Here is an 18,650-nt window from a genome sequence, read left to right as displayed (position 1 = left end):
CTTATTCCCGTATCGATTTGTTTCATAGCTAGAAGGTAATGCGTAACCAGTGACATATACCGCATGGCCTCCCCACCCTCCCCATCTCCCCATCTCCCCACCCTCCCCATCTCCCCATCTCCCCATCTCCCCATCTCCCCATCTCCCCATCTCCCCATCTCCCCATCTCCCCACCCTCCCCACACTTCCCACACTTCCCACACTTCCCACCCTCCACTCCCGAACAATACTCTGGACAAATGACAATAGTTGATAGTACCAATGTTCTATAGAGCAATCACTAAGAACGACCATTTTTTGTCAAGAGTCTTATGGAAAACCTCACATCTGCTCAACAAGAACTCTACGATTGGCTGGTTAATTATATTCGCATCTCACACCATGCCCCTTCGATCCGGCAAATGATGAGAGCAATGAACTTGCGCTCACCAGCACCGATTCAGAGTAGGCTGGAACATTTGCGTAGCAAGGGATATATTGATTGGACTGAAGGAAAAGCCCGGACGATTAGGCTGCTGCGGCATTGTAATTTGGGAGTTCCTGTATTAGGAGCGATCGCAGCCGGGGGCCTAGTGGAACCTTTCACCGACACAGTTGAGGAGTTGGATATATCTGGCTTTTTCTATCAACCAGGTAATTTTGCTCTGCGGGTTACTGGAGACAGCATGATCGAAGACCTAATTGCAGAAGGGGATGTGGTGATTATGCGACCAGTGCCTGATCCCGATGACATCAAGAATGGTCTAATTGTAGCGGCACGGGTGGATGGACATGGTACTACCTTGAAACGTTTCTATCGTAAGGGTGATAAAGTTACTCTTAAACCCTCTAATGCTAAATACCACCCCATAGAAATTATGGCAAAACATGTCCAGGTTCAAGGAGTATTAGTTGGTGTCTGGCGGGGATATGAGCAGCATCTAACACCCGCAGCGATACATTAGACTTCCCAACAGTTGTCGGGAATAGGGAACAGAGTTTCCTATTCCCATCGGCTATAATTACTAGTTATTACTTTTCCTCCTCATCTTCAATCGCTTCATCTAGCCGGTCATTAGCATCCTTAGCTAGCTTAACAAAAGCAATATTCGATGCTAATCCCACACTGGTAGTAACTATTCCATCAGATAGCTGTTTGGACATTAATAATCCTGCGCCTGCTAGACCTACAATCCCGCTTAGAATTGTAGCCCCGACAAGCAAGTTAAAGGAAAGGTTGGCTTGACGAATGCGCTCGTTCAAGTAGGTGGTTTCTGGGTCATATTCTTTGTTTGGTTTAGACATAATTTATTCAGCCTTTAGTTCAGTAACGCTCTTATCTCCAACTATAGGCTCTCAAAATTAATAATCTGGATTTGTGGGTCAAAGTTCACTTAGTTCACGGTCTTTACTATTGGTGAATCTCGAATAATATATCCGTAATTATTGTTTCACTGCTTGACAAACAATCGTGAAACTAGGGAATAGGGAATAGGGAACAGGGAACAGTTGCGTAGGGTGCGTTAGGGGCGGGCTAGCCATGATTTTGCGCCTCTTTCTGGTTGAAACAGCCCGCCCCGTAACGCACCATCATGAATAGTTGATGTAGGGTGGGCAGTAAGTATAATCGCGATGGTAAGCTTTGGAATTGGTATGATTACTGCCCACCCTACGATTTATTTTAATCTATTTTACAATTAATTTTCTGTTGGTGGGCAGTGCCGATTTAATTTACTACAAGCTTTGGAATTGGTATGATTACTGCCCATCCTACGATTAATTTTACTCTATTTTACAATTAATTTTCTGTTGGTGGGCAGTGCCGATTTAACTGACTACAATCTGAAAAATTGCTAGGAAGCACTGCCCACCCTACGATTTATTTTACTATTTTACAATTAATTTTCTGTTGGTGGGCAGTGCCGATTTAACTGACTACAACCTTGAAAATTCCTAGGAAGCACTGCCCACCCTACGATTCATTTTACTCTATTTTACAATTAATTTTCTGTTGGTGGGCAGTGCCGATTTAACTGACTACAATCTGAAAAATTGCTAGGAAGCACTGCCCACCCTACGATTTATTTTACTCTATTTTACAATTAATTTTCTGTTGGTGGGCAGTGCCGATTTAACTGACTACAATCTGAAAAATTGCTAGGAAGCACTGCCCACCCTACGATTTATTTTACTCTCCACATTATCCATATTTCGTAATAAAAAAAATTTCTAAATTCCTTGACATTGGGTTAATAAATTAATATATTAATATTATAAGCCATTTAGAGGAATCACGATTCATGACCAAGAACATTCCGCCTAACTCCGATGACAAGAACACCCCAGAAAACCCTGGTCGCAAACCTAAGAAAGTCAAGCTGATCTTGATCGGTTCTCCTGAAAAAGTTTGGAAGACAATTATTGCCCTTTATGGCCTTAAATACGCCTATCCCAACGAGTGGAGCACTCCCGAGCCTACGGGGAAGCCTGATGAGGTGATGACTTTTTTGATTCGCTATTTCTACGTAGACTAGGATAGTAATTTGCCAGGGTTTGACCCCCTGGCGACCATGAGTAAAATTTGTTTTGTGGAGGTTAGTTTACTGAGTTAGGATGTTGTTGTTTTGGATCAGTTGCTGACTTAAGCAATACTTGTAATGGCTTATATAATAGAATTCGGTCAAGCATTGGTTAAACAAACCTTGACCGATTTTTTTTTTGGTAAGCAGTTAGCCGTCAGCCGTCAGCCGTCAGCCGTTGGCCTTGGCCGTTGGCCACGCTACGCGAATGACTGATGGCTAATCGCTGTTCGCGTAGCGCTTAAGCTGAAACCTTACAAAAAAACTTCAGGTTACTTCATCGCACTTCACATCTTCACATTAGTGAAGCTCTAAAAAGATAGTTTATATTATTTTTTAACTACTTTAAAAAAAACTCGTGAAATTATTGTATCAATCTTACTCAACTACTAAATAATAGTCTATCCTAAGCATAGGAATACCTACGGCACAAGCAGCGATCGCTTATGATTAGTAAAGAAGCCTTCGAGGAAAAATACAAGAACATGCCTCCGAAAAGGCGACAAGTTTTGGAGGCGGTGGTTGGTGGCAAGACAGATATAGAAATCAAAGACAAAGTGCTAGGTGTCGATCATAAAAATACTGTAAGAAAGCATATTTATAATATATATCAAGACTTTGATATTGAAGCTAACGGTTATAATTGTCGTGATGAATTAGTTGAAATCGTTTATACCTATAAGCCTGAGTTAGTAGCTGATAAAGTTTTAAAAAAGTACGAGTTACCATCGTCTCCAACTAGAGCTAATCACGAGATATATATTGAGCGCCCACCCATTGAAGCTCGTTGTTATCAGGAAATTGTTAAATCGGGAGCGTTAATTCGGATTAAAGCCCCAAAGCTGATGGGCAAAACCTTACTGATTAGGAAGATTATCGCCCATGGCCAAAAACAGGGTTATGGAAAGGTTTATTTAAATATGAATCAGCTCCCTTTCACTAACTTAGATATATTTTTAAAGTCTTTTTGTGGGCAAGTTGGTAACAAACTGAAATTGCCCAATCAGTTAGAAACCTATTGGGATGATAGTTTATTTACCAGTATTGACAACTGCACGGCCTACTTTGAAGAGTATTTGTTAGACTCTTTAGAAACTCCGTTACTGTTGTGTTTGGATGACCTTGATAGAGTGTTTCACCATCAAGAGATTGCTGAAGGGTTTCTGCCCTTGCTCCGTAGTTGGCATGAGAGTGGCAAGTTTGACGATAGTTGGAAAAAACTGCGGTTGGTGGTGGCTCATGCTACGGAAATTTACATTGATTTAGATATAAATAAGTCCCCGTTTAATGTGGGATTACCTATAGATTTACTAGAGTTTGATTCTGATCAGGTTAAGAGATTTGCCCAGGGTTATGGATTGAATTTGTCTGTGGATTCAGTAACGAAACTGATGGCAATGGTGGGGGGACATCCTGATTTATTATCCCAAGCTTTTGATTATCTCAAGAATCACCAAGAAGTAGAAAAGACACTAGATACTCTTTTGGCTTTAGCCCCCACAGAAGCTGGAATTTATAGCAGTCATTTGTACTTACTGTTAACTACTATTCAAGAGCATCCCGAATTGCTGGACGCTGTTAAACAATTAGTTAGTACACCCAACCCAGTGCGCCTAGATGCTACTATCACTCGCAAGTTGGAAAGTATTGGACTGGTTGAGCGCCATGGCAATGATTGTAGTTTGAGATGTAATTTGTATCGTGAGTATTTTAGCGATCGCATTTTAGGGAGTAGGGAGTAGGGAGTAGGGAGTAGGGAGTAGGGAGTAGGGAGTAGGGAGTAGGGAGTAGGGAGTAGGGAGTAGGGGTAATATCATTATTATCAACATAGCAATAAGTACGATAACAATGAGCAAAAACATCTTTAACTATACCAAATTATTGAAAACTACTTCTTCTCTATCCTATCTCGCCAGACTTCCCAGACTTCCCAGACTTCCCACACTTGGTACACTCTTATCACTGCTCCCTACTCCCTACTCCCTGCTCCCTAAAACCCAGAAATTTGTACCTCACCGAATTGCAAACCGCTGTAATGACCAATCAACAATCAATAATCTACAAAGTAGGAGGTAGTTTACCTCAAGATGAACCCACTTATGTCACCCGAAAAGCTGATCACGATCTTTTTCAGGCATTGATGGCTGGGGAGTTTTGTTATGTGCTCAATTCCCGACAGATGGGGAAGTCCAGTTTGCGGGTGCGAACCATGGAAAAGCTCACAAAGGCGGGAGTAGCTTGTGCCTCTATTGATGTTACCAGGATTGGCAATGACGTAACCTCCGAGAAGTGGTATGGCAGTTTGATTAGAAGTCTTGCCAAGAGTTTTGAATTAAAGGGAAAAGTCCAGGTAATTCCTTGGTTAAAAGAGCGTGATAGATTCTCGCCAGTGCAGTGGTTAGATGAGTTTATTGAGTCGGTTATCCTAAACGAACTAAGTCAACCGATTGTTATTTTTCTGGATGAGATTGATAGTATTATTAAAGTTACGTTTAAAGATGATTTATTTGCCTTCATTAGGGCTTGTTACAATCAAAGAGCCGACAATCCAGCCTACAAGCGTCTAACCTTTTGTTTGCTGGGGGTGGCAACTCCCGCAGATTTAATTCAGGATAAACAGCGCACCCCGTTTAATGTTGGTCAGGATATTCGGTTGACTGGGTTTACCTTTCAGGAGGCCAAAGCGCCTTTGGTTCCGGGCTTGGAAGGTAAAGTTAATAATCCTGAACAGGTGTTAGGTGAAATAGTAAACTGGACGGGGGGACAACCGTTTCTGACTCAGCGCGTGTGTCGTTTGGTAGTCCAGACTTGGGAATCGGGCAATAGTCTTTCCCTAGACCAGATCGTGCGTAGGCAGATCATAGAGAATTGGGAAGCCCAGGATGAACAGGAGCATTTGAAGACTATACGCGATCGCATTCTCAGGAATGAGCAACGGGCTGGTATGCTGTTGGGTTTGTATCAGCAAGTGTTGGATTACGGTAGTCTAGCTGCTGATGGAAGTGAAGAACAGACGGAATTAAGAATATCGGGGCTGGTGGTTGAGCGTGATGGTTGTTTGGAAGTTAACAACCGGATTTATGGGGAGGTTTTCAATTCCAATTGGGTCAAGACAGAATTGGCCAGACTGCGCCCCTACTCTGAGGCGTTTACCGCTTGGGTTGATTCTGGGTGTAAGGATGAGTCTAGATTGTTGCGGGGTAAAGCATTAGAGCAGGCGGAACAATGGTCGAGGGGAAAAGCCTTAAGCGATTTGGATTCCCAGTTCTTGAGAGCTAGTCAGGTTTTAGATAAGGGAGAAGTGCAAAAGGCTTTGGCGGCTGAGAAAGAGGCTAGTGAGATATTAGCCAAGGCTCAAAAGAAAGCTAACCGAACCATACGCACAGGGGGAATTGTACTGGGTTTGTCCTTAATTGTTGCTATAGTGGCTGGTGTCAACGCTAGACAAGAAATACACGAAGCCAAAACAGGCACGCGACTAGAACGGGAAGGGCTTAGTATTTCACGACAGTTACCGGATAATGTTTACTACGGCACCAATACAAGAGGGGAAAGGCTTTTGTACCAGGCAATGAAGACTGGAGAAGAGCTATATAAGATAGTAAAAGATGGTCGCCCCCTGGATGACTATCCTTCTATCAGTCCTCTATATGCCCTCCACCAGAGTATTAGTCAATTCCGAGAACGGGCAGTTCTCAAAGGGCATCAGTCCTCGGTATTAAGTGTAGCCTTCAGCCCGGATGGACAGAGGCTGGCCACTGGTTCACATGACCGCACTGCCAGAATTTGGGACAGAAAGGGCCATGAAATATCTGTGCTCAAAGGGCATCAGTCCGAGGTATCAAGTGTAGCCTTTAGCCCGGATGGACAGAGGCTGGCCACGGCTTCACGAGACGGCACCGCCAGAATTTGGGACAACCAGGGCAATGAAATCGCCGTGCTCAGAGGGCATCAGGACCCGGTATTAAGTGTAGCCTTCAGCCCCGATGGACAGAGGCTGGCCACGGCTTCCTATGACAACACCGCCAGAATTTGGGACAACCAGGGCAATGAAATCGCCGTGCTCAGAGGGCATCAGGACCCGGTATCAAGTGTAGCCTTCAGCCCGGATGGACAGAGGCTGGCCACGGCTTCCTATGACAACACCGCCAGAATTTGGGACAACCAGGGCAATGAAATCGCCGTGCTCAGAGGGCATCAGTCCTTTGTATATAGTGTAGCCTTCAGCCCGGATGGACAGAGGCTGGCCACGGCATCAATAGACGGCACCGCCAGAATTTGGGACAACCAGGGCAATCAAATCGCTGTGCTCAGAGGGCATCAGTCTAGGGTATTAAGTGTAGCCTTCAGCCCGGATGGACAGAGGCTGGCCACGGCATCAATAGACGGCACCGCCAGAATTTGGGACAACCAAGGCAATGAAATCGCCGTGCTCAGAGGGCATCAGGACCCGGTATCAAGTGTAGCCTTCAGCCCGGATGGACAGAGGCTGGCCACGGCTTCCTATGACAACACCGCCAGAATTTGGGACAACCAAGGCAATGAAATCGCCGTGCTCAGAGGGCATCAGAAGGGTTTAGATACTGTAGCCTTCAGCCCTTCTGGACAGAGGCTGGCCACGGCATCAAGGGACAAAACCGCCAGAATTTGGGACAACCAGGGCAATCAAATCGCCGTGCTCAGCGAGCATCAGGACCCGGTAATAAGTGTAGCCTTCAGCCCTTCTGGACAGAGGCTGGCCACGGCTTCAGATGACAAAACCGCCAGAATTTGGGACAACCAGGGCAATGAAATCGCCGTGCTCAGAGGGCATCAGTCCAAGGTATTAAGTGTAGCCTTCAGCCCGGATGGACAGAGGCTGGCCACGGCATCAAGGGACAACACCGCCAGAATTTGGGACAACCAGGGCAATCAAATCGCCGTGCTCAGAGGGCATCAGTCCACTGTATCAAGTGTAGCCTTCAGCCCCGATGGACAGAGGCTGGCCACGGCATCAAGGGACAAAACCGCCAGAATTTGGGACAACCAGGGCAATGAAATCGCTGTGCTCAGAGGGCATCAGAAGGGTTTAGATACTGTAGCCTTCAGCCCTTCTGGACAGAGGCTGGCCACAGCTTCAGATGACAAAACCGCCAGAATTTGGGACAACCAGGGCAATGAAATCGCTGTGCTCAGAGGGCATCAGAGGGGTTTATATACTGTAGCCTTCAGCCCTTCTGGACAGAGGCTGGCCACGGCTTCATCGGACAACACCGCCAGAATTTGGGACAACCAGGGCAATGAAATCGCCGTGCTCAGAGGGCATCAGTCCAAGGTATTAAGTGTAGCCTTCAGCCCTTCTGGACAGAGATTGGCCACGGCTTCATTAGACGGCACTGCCAGAATTTGGGACAACCAGGGCAATGAAATCGCCGTGCTCAGAGGGCATCAGTCCTTTGTATATAGTGTAGCCTTCAGCCCTTCTGGACAGAGGCTGGCCACGGCTTCATCGGACAACACTGCCAGAATTTGGAAGGTTGAAAGTTTAGGTGAGCTGCTGGGTCGGGGCTGTGAATTGCTGGAAGATTACTTTGTTAGGAATCCTGAAGCTAAAGAGAAGTTATGGGTATGCCTTAGGGAAAAGGGAACAGGGAACAGGGAATAGGGAGTCGGGAGTCGGGAATAGGGAATAGGTTCACAGGTTTGTTCACGAGGTTCAGAGGTTCAACAACGGTATTCAAATACTCACCGTCGAGGCTCAGAGGTTCGTTCACGAGGTTCAGAGGTTCAACAACGGTATTCAAATACTCACCGTCGAGGCTCAGAGGTTCGTTCACGGTATTCAAATCATCGACGGAGAGGCTCTGAGGTTCGTTCACGGTATTCAAATCATCGACGGAGAGGCTCTGAGGTTCGTTCACGAGGCTCAGAGCCTCAACCACGGTATTCAAATACTCACGGTCGAAGTCCAGATACTCGGTTAAGAAAGTTCAATTCCTGGAGATCCCCCCTAACCCCCCTTAGCAAGGGGGGAACAATCACGGATCTGGCTCTGGCTTCCCCCTTCCGCGCGGGGGACGGGAGGGGGATCGGTGTTGATAGGCTGACTTAACTCAAATTTTATTCAAAACAGTTTTTTCCTCAACCATCCCCATAGCCCATAAGCTAATAGCTGATAGCTTACCCTTTATCTATTAATATGGTGTTCCTCTGGCGAGATAAATACATTCACCTGCTTACGGATTTCGGCTTTAAGCGGGTCTTTGGCACTGAGTCCAACAAAGCACTGTTAATTGACTTCTTGAATACTCTGTTACCTGCCCACCATCAGATTCAGGATGTCACCATTAAGACTCCGGAATTCTTTGGCAACAGCTTAGTGAACAGAAGAGCGATTTTTGATAGTTATTGTCAGAGCACAACCGGTGAACGGTTCATGGTGGAAATCCAAAAAGCAGACCACAATTTTTTCAAAGACCCCAGTGTCTACTATGGCACGTTTCCCATCCAAGAACAGGCGCAACTGGGAAATTGGGATGATCAGCTAACCGCAGTCTACACCGTTGGTATTCTGGATTTTATTTTTAATGACCATAAGGACAATCCAGAACTGTTGCATGTGGTAGAGCTAAACAATCAATACTGTGAACTGTTATATAATAAGTTGACATCCATTTATATTGAACTACCGAAATTTACTAAATCGGTTGATCAATTAGAAACCCATTTTGACAAGTGGTTATTTTTATTGAAGCATCTCGGTGAATTTAAAGCTCCCCCTGAATCCTTTCCAGGGGATGTGTTTGCCCAGCTATTTGAAGTGGCCGAAATTGCCGATTTCTCACCAAAAGAGCAAGCCCTGTACTATGATAGCCTGAAGGTCTACCGGGATATGTACAGTGTTGTCCAAACCTGTATTCAGGAAGGTTTTAAACAAGGTAGACTTGAAGGTCTAAAACAAGCTGCTATCGAAGAAGGCAAACTTAAGGTAAAACAGCAGGTTGCTAAACGGATGAAAGCAGCAGGGTTACCCTTGAAGGATATTGCTCAATATACGGAGTTGAGTGTGGATGAAATTAATCAGTTGTCCTGAGAGAGTAAGAAAAATCGGCAATTCCGTGGCACAGGCTTCGAGAACTTTGTGGCACAGGCTTCCAGCCTGTGATGGGGTGCATCTCAATCCATGCTGTTTGACCCGGTGGGTGTAACGGGCATCTTGGTGGAACAGGCTTCCAGCCTGTGGCAATTTTCGGAAGGGCTATCCCAACACTGGCGGTGCGTTACGGGACGGGCTATCCCAACACTACCAGGCGGAAAATCAGTGCGAGCCCGTCCCTAACGCACCCTACGCAACTTCTTTTCCCGATTCCCGATTCCCGATTCCCGATTCCCGATTCCCGATTCCCGATTCCCGATTCCCGACTCCCGATTCCCGATTCCCGATTCCCGATTCCCCACACTCCCCAGATCGGAATCTGATATGATATCTCAATCCGTGAGCAGCAACCGGAATTTATGCAACTCGTTGATTGGCTGATTGTCCTAGTCTACTTAGTCTTGTCCCTAGGGTTAGGACTATACCTATCTCGCAAGGCTTCCGGCAGTCTTGTTGATTTCTTTGTTTCGGGGCGATCGCTCCCCTGGTGGTTAGCAGGGACCAGTATGGCTGCCACTACTTTCTCCATTGATACCCCCCTCTACATTGCCGGGGTAGTTGGCAATCGAGGCATTGCGGGCAACTGGGAATGGTGGAGTTTTGGCATATCCCATCTGATCATGATTTACATCTTTGCCCGGATGTGGCGACGTTCAGAAATTGTGACTGATGCCGAACTCACCGAAATCCGTTATGGTGGCTCCATCGCTGCCCTATTACGGGGAACCAAAGCCTTTCTGTTTGCTGTACCAATCAACTGTATTGCCATTGGCTATGCCATGTTAGCCATGGTCAAAGTAGTAGGTGCTCTAGAAATTTGGCAAAGCCTTGGTATTGCCCCCGAAGCCAGTAGTGTAAAACTCTGGAGTGTATTAGGAGTAAGTGTTCTAGTCTTAGTTTACGCTGGCTTTGCTGGACTGTGGGGCGTAGTAGCTACAGATTTCTTCCAATTCTTTTTTGCCCTACTCGGAGCAATGATAGTTGCTGTAGTTGCCATTAACCATGTCGGTGGTATTCATCAACTAATCCCAAAAGTGCAACAAGTAACCCAACAGGATGTACTAGCCTTTTTTCCCCTCACGGTTGGTTCCGGAGGCATTAGTTGGAGTGAAACTGCTGGCATCAGTGCTAGCACATTCTCTGCCTATGTGTTCCTGCAATGGTGGGCATGGCGTCGCAGTGATGGCGGTGGTGAATTTGTCCAGCGTTTGGCCGCATCCAAAAATGAAGCAGATGCCGAGAAAGCGGCTTGGCTATTCAATATCTTTCACTATGTAATCCGAACCTGGCCCTGGATATTAGTTGCCCTCGCCGCAATGGTAATCTATCCAGATTTGCCAGACCGGGAATTGGGGTATCCCAAACTGATGCTAGACTTTTTGCCACCAGCCATACTCGGGATAGTGGTAACTTCCCTAATTGCGGCATTTATGAGTACCGTGTCTACCTCCATTAACTGGGGAGCCTCCTATCTCACTAATGACCTCTATTTGCGCTTTGTGCATCCCCAAGCCACAGAATCAGAACTCGTCTTTGTGGGGCGGATCGCATCAGTGCTGGTCACGGTTTTAGGAGCCATTGCCGCCTTCTTTGCCACAGACGTTGCCACCGTGTTCCGGTTAGTAATTGCCATTGGTACCGGACCGGGATTAGTGTTAATGTTACGTTGGTTCTGGTGGCGGATTAATGCTGCTGCGGAACTAACCGCCATGGTTGCTGGTTTTGTAGTCGGGTTTGGTACCAGTGTCGTGCCAGTTATTCAGATTCCTGACTTTGGTTGGCGTCTGCTGGTAACTGCTGGAATTACTGGTGTTTTGTGGATAGTGGTGATGTTACTCACGCCACCAGAATCTGATACCACCTTAGATGAATTTTATCGACGGGTGCGTCCAGCTGGGCCTGGCTGGAAACGTCAGCAGCTTCGCACCGGTTTAGCTCCAATCCAGGATTTGGAACACGATCTAAAACGGGTGCTGGCATCGATATTGCTAATGTTTGGAGCCATGTTAGCTATTGGAGGATTTTTGTTGCTAAAGCCCTTGACCGGTTGGGTTTCTCTGATCATAGCCGTTCTAGGATGGATGTGGCTGCGTCAAATTAAAGGGAGTAGGGAATAGGGAGTAGGGAGTAGGGAATCGGGAATCGGGAATCGGGAATCGGGAGTAGGGAATCGGGAATCGGGAATCGGGAATCGGGAATCGGGGAAGAGAGGGAAGTGTGCTAAATGTGGGAAAGATAGGAAATTATGAGAAGTTTGGAGATAGGTAATTGCAACGACTATACTATTAAAGCGGTTGTCATAATTATCAGGTACAGTCAATTTTCTTACCCCGATTCCCTACTCCCGATTCCCTACTCCCTACTCCCTACTCCCTGTTCCCTTAAAAAAACCATAGTTTGACAAGTCATTTTAAAACTATGTTAAAAACTGTAAATATCCAAAACCCTTTAGTAATCGTCCTGGTTATCGTAATTTTAGTAATCGGGGTGGTATTTTTTATCTACTCTCAAGCCCAGAAAAAAATGACCGAACCGAAACCATCTAACTACGAACTTTGTCGTAACGAGGAGATAAATCAACCTAGCTATTATCCCGTAAATCAGACCCTATCATCGAGTCTTTATCAACCCGTTAGTGAGTGGATAGGACGACTGATCGAGCCGCCAAAGGAGGAACGAACAACAGATGATTCTGTCTTCTTGGAAGTCTACCATGCTGCTGCTGAATATCAGCATTTGGTGGGACAAATTGTGACCTTAGGATGGACTAAGGATGTTCCAGGGATCCAAGACTATGTGAAGCGAGTTACCACAGATATTAACTTTAATCAAGCCACTGAAGATAGCATGACAGGGGGCACTATCCATCCGGTTCGATTAAATAATCTCAATCAAGTAGGTCCCCTGGAATCGTTGGCTGCAGACAGACCTGACGATAATGTGATTGTCATGGTAAAAAATCCAATTGTGACTGAGTCAGAAACAAGGACGTCTTTGACTATTGCCGAAGAGCCAGTGCAAATTACTGGTCGCTTCTATGGCTTGGTTACTATTATTAAACGGGAGGCTCTTGACAGCGATCGCTTTGAAGTGTCTCCCGCTTAATAAAGACTCAAAACAATTTGATGGACCTCAAGAAATTATTCGTATTCCTCAAGTGGTGGCTGACCGGGATGGCATCCCTAGATCTACCAATTCCCAGATTGAAGACTCTCCTCTAAATAGCGCTGGTTGGTATATTTATGGTGCTCAGGATCCTGACGGCATTTTTGTTACCCAAGGGATTGAACCTAGGGCTTTGATGATGCTAGAGCCAGATCAAGTAATTTTGGGAGTTGAGGAAGGGGTAACTTACATTAAGGAAAAAAATTGGGAAAATACCGAACAGCAAAAAGGTACTGGCAACACAGTTCTGCTGGATCCTTTAGCTGAAGAAGCAGAGGCGGCGATATCCCGTTGGCAAGAAGGAGACCGGGGAATTGTCATCCATCTTTTTGGGGGAATTGGTGGTAATAAAAAAGATGAACGTGCCCTTTTTAATATGGTAAGCGGTCACTTTGCCTATGGTATTGCTCATGTAGTGCGTGACCCATTAAGCGATGAATTACGCTTTGATATAGAGTACGATCAAGTTTATGCTAGTAACCCCGATGGCATTGTTTCAGGGTCAATCAAATGGCCGAACTATATGGGAAATTTGCAGCGGGGTTGGTTAGGCAATCGACCTGTTTCTGATGTGATTGTTAAGTTGGATGCAGTCACCCAAGACTACGAGTTTGGTGATATTAAACTATCACCCTTGGACGAATTGAAGCATCAGTTACAAGTAATGATGGCTCGCTACCGCACGGGGGATGGTGACGGTGCAGCATTGGTTTCACCAGCAGAATCCTGTGTGCAAGACTCCAATCAAGCGCTTTATGTAGCAATCCAACAGATAGAAGATGAAGTGAATGCCAATCCTGAAATTCAAGAGTGGTTGAAAAGTCATCCAGATCATCCCCAAACTCAACGATTTCAACAATTATCCGAGTTGGGACAAGCACTAGAAAAACAACTGACTCCCCTAGGAATTGTTCGTAGTGACTGGAAGGAAAATGCTGAAACCTTGGTGGGAGTTGCTACCAGTGACAATCCCATTATCCCGATCATTAGAGGACTTACTAGCTGGCGCACTATACTACCACGACGTGGTCATGACGAAATCGCTAATCTTTTGTTAAACCATGGCGCTAAACTTTGGGTTATCCGCACTAATCAAGTGGGAGGATTCGATCCCGATATTATCCCCTATGCTCCGACTACGTTATTTTAGAATGAAGAATGAAGAATGAAGAATGTAGAATGAAGAATGAAGAATGGAAAATGGAGAATGAAGAATGGAGAATGAAGAATGAAGAATGGAGAATGAAGAATGAAGAATGAAGAATGGATAATGGAGAATGAAGAATGAAGAATGGATAATGGAGAATGAAGAATTAATAATGGAGAATGGAGAATGAAGAATGAAGAATGGAGAATGAAGAATGGAGAATGAAGAATGGAGAATGGAGAATTATAAATTCTTAATTCTTAATTCTTAATTCTTAATTCTAACTTAATTCTTAATTCTAACTTAATTCTTAATTCTTAATTCTTAATTCTTAATTCTTAATTCTTAATTCGACCTTGACCGTGCCATAGTGGTCAAGCGTCTTAGCAAAGGTTGCAGCATCTCAGGAACTGCTGTATCACCAATTTCCACAGTTTTTTTCCGTCCAGCGACTTCCACTGTCAGTTTGTAGCTAAACTGATCGGCACCTGGTGTTGATGACATCAGCTGTGCTGGTAGCTCAAAAAAACTAGTAGTATTCAGCAGACCTTGCAACTGATCAGCTTCTTCTGGCGATAGGGATTCAGTATCAACCTCAGTTGCCATATTCATCCCCATAAAACCGCCACTACGCTCAAAGTATATTTTCATAACACCCCCGTCTTTACTTATTAGATCTTGCACCATTGTGATTAATTCTAGTTATTAATTTTAAGGTGGGCAGTGTCTGGGGTGTGGGGTGATGGGGAGAGGGGTGGGTTCCTATCTCCCTATCTCCCTATCTCCCTATCTCCCTACCCGTGAAATTTTAGTCCGACGCCAGAAACAGGGCTACTCCCTAAGAGGGGGTGAAGAAAGACCTGATAAAGTCTGGCGCACCTGCGGAGCATCCTGGGGGTTCAGGGGGTTGAGGGGTCGGAGGCTGTTCAATAATCTCAACACCTATCTCTTCCCAACCTTTACGGACAGCTTTTTGTTCCAGGCTGCCAACACCAAATCGGTCACCTGCCACCTTGTATGTCTCTCTGGCAGCATCCTTAAATTCTGAGGTGGTACCCAGCTTATCCCTCAAGGTAAGATACCAGATCCAACCGGCCTTATCCCAAGCGTATCCACCAATTTCCAGAGCAGCAATGTAGAAGGCTCGGTTGGGGATACCAGAATTGATATGAACCCCACCATTATCTTGAGACCCGGTATAGATGTCTCTCATATGAGCTGGTTGAGGGTCTTTACCTAGTCTGGGGTCGTTATAAGCACTCCCTGGTTCTTTCATGGAGCGAATGCCTATACCATTGACATTCTCACTAAACAGACCAGCTCCAATCACCCAATCCGATTCACTAGCAGTTTGGTTCAGTGTCCGTTGCTTAACTAGGATGCCGAACACATCAGCGAAGTGTTCGTTGAGAGCACCTGGTTGATTCCGATAAACCAGTCCCGCTTCATATTGGACCACCCCATGGGTCAGCTCATGGCCAATAATATCGATGGCGATAGTAAAGCGATTGAAGAGTCTCTCCTCTTCTGGCAAATCTTCATCCCCATCCCCATAGGTCATCTGTCGGCCATTCCAGAAGGCGTTGTCAAAACCGCTCCCATAATGAACGGTTGAGCTCAAAACCATCCCGCGATCATCAATCGAGTTCCGCTCGTATATGTCACTATATAAATCAAAGGTGGCTCCAGAACCATCGTAGGCTTCATCCACTGCTGTGTCACCTGTGGCTGGGTCTCCTTCCCCCCGGACTTTACGGCCAGGTAAACGAGTTTGGTAGTCTGCATGGTAGATCACCCGTTCTTTAGCTGCTCCTGCTTCTCGGGCACTGGGTCGTGTGGAGAAGTCAGCTAATTCCTGGCGCACTCCACGGAACTGACCAGATTCCACTAGGGCGCTCAATGCTCGTTCTCGCTGTATAGGGCTTCCCTGTTCTGAAAGTTCCCGCAGCATATACGCCGGAAGTATACAGTGCAGAGGGTTGCGGTGGTGATGGTGGTGATGGTGGTGATGGTTTATCTTGGTAGGCATAGTATTATTTAAGTCTTTTTGCTATTACTATGATCGCCCTTGCTAGCGCAGGTTTTTTTGCCAAGTTTTTTTGCCCGAAGCAACATCTTGGAAGCTTTGCCAGCCACTCTCAATGATAGCGAAGGAAACTCAAAACAGTTTGTGATTTAGGGCATTTCCTATTGCTAGGATGATTGAGTCTGTTCTATCTTGCTTTAATTCCAGTCTCTTCACCCTCTTTCACAGTTTCATAAATCATCCATCCAAATCAGCAACGCCCTTATCTGTCGTGTCTCGATTGAAAAAATCGATACCAAAATTAGCATTATAGGTTAGATTTCCGAGCTTTTAAGTCTTTGATACAACAATTGTTACAATATAGTCGGATTGTATTATTTTTTCCTGATTAGTAATTGGCAATGGTTCAACATTTTTTAATGTCATGGAATAGCCATCAAAATTTCTAACAGCTAAATTTTCTTGGGCTGCTCTGAGGGTTAACTCAACCTCCTCTGGTTGTGAGTTCTCCTTGACAACCTCGAAGGCAATGGTGACTTGTCCTGGTTGCACACAGACTACATCAGCTGGGCATCTGGAATCCTCCACTATATCCAGAACCTTAACTTGCATCGTTTTCGATTCCATTAATGCCATCTGATCGATCTGGAGTTGAATCTCTTGATTTAAATCCGCCTTAACCAAATTTTCTGTTGGTTGAATCTCTTGATTTAAATCGGCCTTACTCACATTTTCTGTTGGTTGAGTACAACCGAGCATCGGTTGAATCAGACTACAAATAATAATAAGTTTTATGAACCCTGAGACTAAAGCTAATCCTTTCGATTTTGTCATGATTGACCACCCCAAGTCTGTTTAAATCTAACCTTTTCGCCCCTACTAATTGTACCTTACTAATTTTATAGGATTTTCTCTTAATTGACACAATAAGAGACAGAAAAATCCTCAAGCTCCTAACCGTGACTGTAATCGGATGGTAACCATTCAGCCCAAGGCTGATCAGCTATAAGCTAGTTATTATCAGGGTAACATAACTGATAGCTTCCAAACCGGGTCACGAAAAAGTGCCCTATTTGAAAAACCGATTAGGGCTGACTCTGTTTATTGATCCAGCATTACCTAATTTTAGCTAAGACGTGAATGCTGAGGTCGGATTTGACTACAATATCTTGCGATTTATTAATTAACGTAAATTTATCAATGCGGGAACTTGCAACAATGAATTTAAATCAATTAACTGGTAACTAAGGGTAATTGCTATTCAACGATCAATACTCTTACCCATAAGCCGGTCTTGTATAGGTTGGTCACTTTTTTCCACAGCCATAGCACTTATCAAGACCAAGCTTAGATATTGTTTCAGTTTATGGAACATCATGACTAAAAGTTTGTTAAAAATTTATCCCCTTGGCCATCTCAGTCTTGGTTTGGTGGAATTGGTATTACTGGCATGGGCAATTCGCCTGTGGCGTCGCTCAACTAGTCTGGCAATGATTGTCCTGCCCATTGTGCTAGCAAGCATTAGCTATGACAATCTAGTTCTGGCCATGGGGAGCCTGATTGGTGAAGGAGATCTCCTGAAATCACTGAGTATGGTGCGCTTCCTCTTACACTTCTTAGTGGTGCCGCTGTTCATTGTAATTGCTGTTGAGCTAGCTCACCGCGCTGGAGCAGTTTGGGCTAAGACAATTGTACGAGTGTTATCCTGGGTGCTTGCCCTAGGACTGGGTGGGTTTGAAGTGGCGACCCAGTTTGTTGGCCTAGAATTGGTTCCAGTCACCTTTGCTGGCACCTTGCGCTACACAGTAGCGGAAGTGAGTGCTCCACCAATTGTAACAATTTTGGTCAATTTGTTCGTGCTGCTGATTGGTATCGGCATCTGGGTAAGGCTGAAATGGCCATGGCTATTTGTAGGAACCTTGGTTGCCCTAATTGGCAATGCTGTACCAATCTCTAGAGTTGGCACCCTCGTCGGTAGTGCCTCTGAATTCGTCATGGCTCTGAGTTTGCTGTTAACTGAGCGGCGGACGCAGTTTGTCCGTGCCCAACTCGGCTCAGGTGAAAAGACAACGAAGGTTGAAGGTTGGGTTGAAGGTTGTTCGCGTAGCGTGGCCAAAGGCCAAGGTTGAAGGTTGGGTTGAAGGTTGGGTTGAAGGTTGAATGTTGAAGGTTGAATGTTGAATGTTGAAGGGTTAATAACCTGAAAGCTGAAAGCTGTAATCTCTAAGCTCTAACCTTAAACCTCTAACCTGTAACCTGTAACCTTCAACCTGTAACCTTCAACCTGTAACCTGTAACCTTCAACCTCTAACCTTCAACCTCTAACCTTCAACCTCTAACCTGCAACCTTCAACCTAGATGGTATTACCGACAAGCGATCGCATTATAAAATCCCTTTCGATTAGTTATCCTCAAAGAGGTTACTGCCATGAATGCCGAATTTAAATTTAGACCAATTCCCTTTGCTTGGGTTGCTATCCATCCTGAGCCGGTAGGTGTTGTTCAATTGATTGGTGGTGCGTTTTTCGGAAGTTTTCCGACAATTTTTTACCGGTATATCGCCAAGCGATTATTTGAATCAGGTTATACCGTTGTTGCCAGACCGTTTAGATTTACCTT

18 protein-coding genes and 1 pseudogene are annotated in these 18,650 nt (G+C 45.2%); 12 read left to right on the top strand and 7 right to left on the bottom strand.

What is annotated here, in order from left to right; all coding sequences use genetic code 11:
- Positions 1–201, bottom strand: a pseudogene (locus tag F6K57_RS26695) (hypothetical protein); the annotation flags it as partial.
- Positions 202–311: 110 nt separating this feature from the next.
- Here F6K57_RS26695 and lexA point away from each other — a divergent pair.
- The gene (gene lexA / locus F6K57_RS26690) at positions 312–944 is read left to right on the top strand and encodes a transcriptional repressor LexA (protein ID WP_293071535.1); all 633 of its coding nucleotides are present in this window, start codon (positions 312–314) and stop codon (positions 942–944) included.
- Between the two features lie 67 nt (positions 945–1,011).
- On the opposite strand, the gene F6K57_RS26685 is transcribed toward lexA, so the two are convergent.
- On the bottom strand, positions 1,012–1,284 hold the full coding sequence (locus F6K57_RS26685; RefSeq protein ID WP_293071534.1) for a hypothetical protein: 273 nt from the start codon (positions 1,282–1,284) through the stop codon (positions 1,012–1,014).
- 995 nt (positions 1,285–2,279) lie between these two features.
- Between F6K57_RS26685 and F6K57_RS26680 the strand changes: the two genes are divergently transcribed.
- From F6K57_RS26680 to F6K57_RS26665, 4 genes are all read left to right on the top strand, one after another.
- Positions 2,280–2,513 carry a hypothetical protein gene (locus F6K57_RS26680; protein ID WP_293028700.1) on the top strand — a complete coding sequence of 78 codons (234 nt, stop codon included), beginning with the start codon at positions 2,280–2,282 and terminating at the stop codon, positions 2,511–2,513.
- A gap of 123 nt (positions 2,514–2,636) precedes the next feature.
- A complete protein-coding gene (locus F6K57_RS26675; protein WP_293028697.1) occupies positions 2,637–2,774 on the top strand; it encodes a hypothetical protein in 138 nt (45 codons plus the stop codon).
- A gap of 230 nt (positions 2,775–3,004) precedes the next feature.
- A complete protein-coding gene (locus F6K57_RS26670; protein WP_293071533.1) occupies positions 3,005–4,300 on the top strand; it encodes an AAA-like domain-containing protein in 1,296 nt (431 codons plus the stop codon).
- 203 nt (positions 4,301–4,503) lie between these two features.
- Positions 4,504–8,202, top strand: a complete 3,699-nt coding sequence (locus tag F6K57_RS26665) for an AAA-like domain-containing protein (RefSeq protein ID WP_293071532.1) — start codon at positions 4,504–4,506, stop codon at positions 8,200–8,202.
- On the opposite strand, the gene F6K57_RS26660 is transcribed toward F6K57_RS26665, so the two are convergent.
- Positions 8,171–8,458 (bottom strand): hypothetical protein, encoded by a 288-nt coding sequence (locus F6K57_RS26660; protein ID WP_293071531.1) that lies wholly within the window; start codon positions 8,456–8,458, stop codon positions 8,171–8,173. The two genes, F6K57_RS26665 and F6K57_RS26660, sit on opposite strands and share 32 nt — an antisense overlap.
- Positions 8,459–8,736: 278 nt before the next feature.
- On the opposite strand from F6K57_RS26660, the gene F6K57_RS26655 reads away from it, so the two are divergent.
- The 3 genes from F6K57_RS26655 (at position 8,737) to F6K57_RS26645 (ending at position 11,810) form a co-directional block, all read left to right on the top strand.
- Positions 8,737–9,630: an Rpn family recombination-promoting nuclease/putative transposase gene (locus F6K57_RS26655; protein ID WP_293071530.1), complete on the top strand. Its 894-nt coding sequence runs from the start codon at positions 8,737–8,739 to the stop codon at positions 9,628–9,630.
- Positions 9,631–9,776: 146 nt separating this feature from the next.
- A complete protein-coding gene (locus F6K57_RS26650; protein WP_293071529.1) occupies positions 9,777–10,016 on the top strand; it encodes a hypothetical protein in 240 nt (79 codons plus the stop codon).
- Between the two features lie 36 nt (positions 10,017–10,052).
- Entirely contained in the window at positions 10,053–11,810 is a 1,758-nt protein-coding gene (locus F6K57_RS26645) for a sodium:solute symporter family protein (protein WP_293071528.1), read from the top strand.
- On the opposite strand, the gene F6K57_RS26640 is transcribed toward F6K57_RS26645, so the two are convergent.
- Positions 11,786–12,013, bottom strand: a complete 228-nt coding sequence (locus tag F6K57_RS26640; RefSeq protein WP_293071527.1) for a hypothetical protein — start codon at positions 12,011–12,013, stop codon at positions 11,786–11,788. The genes F6K57_RS26645 and F6K57_RS26640 overlap by 25 nt on opposite strands.
- 98 nt (positions 12,014–12,111) lie before the next feature.
- Between F6K57_RS26640 and F6K57_RS26635 the strand changes: the two genes are divergently transcribed.
- Both F6K57_RS26635 and F6K57_RS26630 read left to right on the top strand, forming a co-directional pair.
- Positions 12,112–12,798, top strand: coding sequence for a hypothetical protein (locus F6K57_RS26635; RefSeq protein WP_293071526.1), 687 nt, complete (start codon positions 12,112–12,114; stop codon positions 12,796–12,798).
- Positions 12,731–14,008, top strand: a complete 1,278-nt coding sequence (locus F6K57_RS26630) for a hypothetical protein (protein WP_293071525.1) — start codon at positions 12,731–12,733, stop codon at positions 14,006–14,008. Before F6K57_RS26635 ends, F6K57_RS26630 begins: the two co-directional genes overlap by 68 nt.
- Positions 14,009–14,350: 342 nt before the next feature.
- On the opposite strand, the gene F6K57_RS26625 is transcribed toward F6K57_RS26630, so the two are convergent.
- The 3 genes from F6K57_RS26625 to F6K57_RS26615 all read right to left on the bottom strand — a co-directional run bounded on the left by F6K57_RS26625 (position 14,351) and on the right by F6K57_RS26615 (position 16,865).
- Positions 14,351–14,656, bottom strand: coding sequence for a protealysin inhibitor emfourin (locus F6K57_RS26625; RefSeq protein WP_293071524.1), 306 nt, complete (start codon positions 14,654–14,656; stop codon positions 14,351–14,353).
- A gap of 187 nt (positions 14,657–14,843) precedes the next feature.
- Entirely contained in the window at positions 14,844–16,034 is a 1,191-nt protein-coding gene (locus F6K57_RS26620; protein ID WP_293071523.1) for a M4 family metallopeptidase, read from the bottom strand.
- Between the two features lie 327 nt (positions 16,035–16,361).
- Entirely contained in the window at positions 16,362–16,865 is a 504-nt protein-coding gene (locus F6K57_RS26615; protein WP_293071522.1) for a hypothetical protein, read from the bottom strand.
- A gap of 542 nt (positions 16,866–17,407) precedes the next feature.
- Between F6K57_RS26615 and F6K57_RS26610 the strand changes: the two genes are divergently transcribed.
- Both F6K57_RS26610 and F6K57_RS26605 read left to right on the top strand, forming a co-directional pair.
- Positions 17,408–18,160, top strand: coding sequence for a hypothetical protein (locus tag F6K57_RS26610; protein WP_293071521.1), 753 nt, complete (start codon positions 17,408–17,410; stop codon positions 18,158–18,160).
- Between the two features lie 299 nt (positions 18,161–18,459).
- Positions 18,460–18,650: DUF1350 family protein (locus F6K57_RS26605; RefSeq protein ID WP_293071520.1), on the top strand; the 191-nt coding region annotated here is incomplete at its 3' end.

It is taken from the genome of Moorena sp. SIO4A5, from assembly GCF_010672005.1.
GTDB lineage: Bacteria > Cyanobacteriota > Cyanobacteriia > Cyanobacteriales > Coleofasciculaceae > Moorena.
Note: the sequence above shows the minus strand (reverse complement) of the source record. Positions and strands in the feature narration are given on the sequence as shown.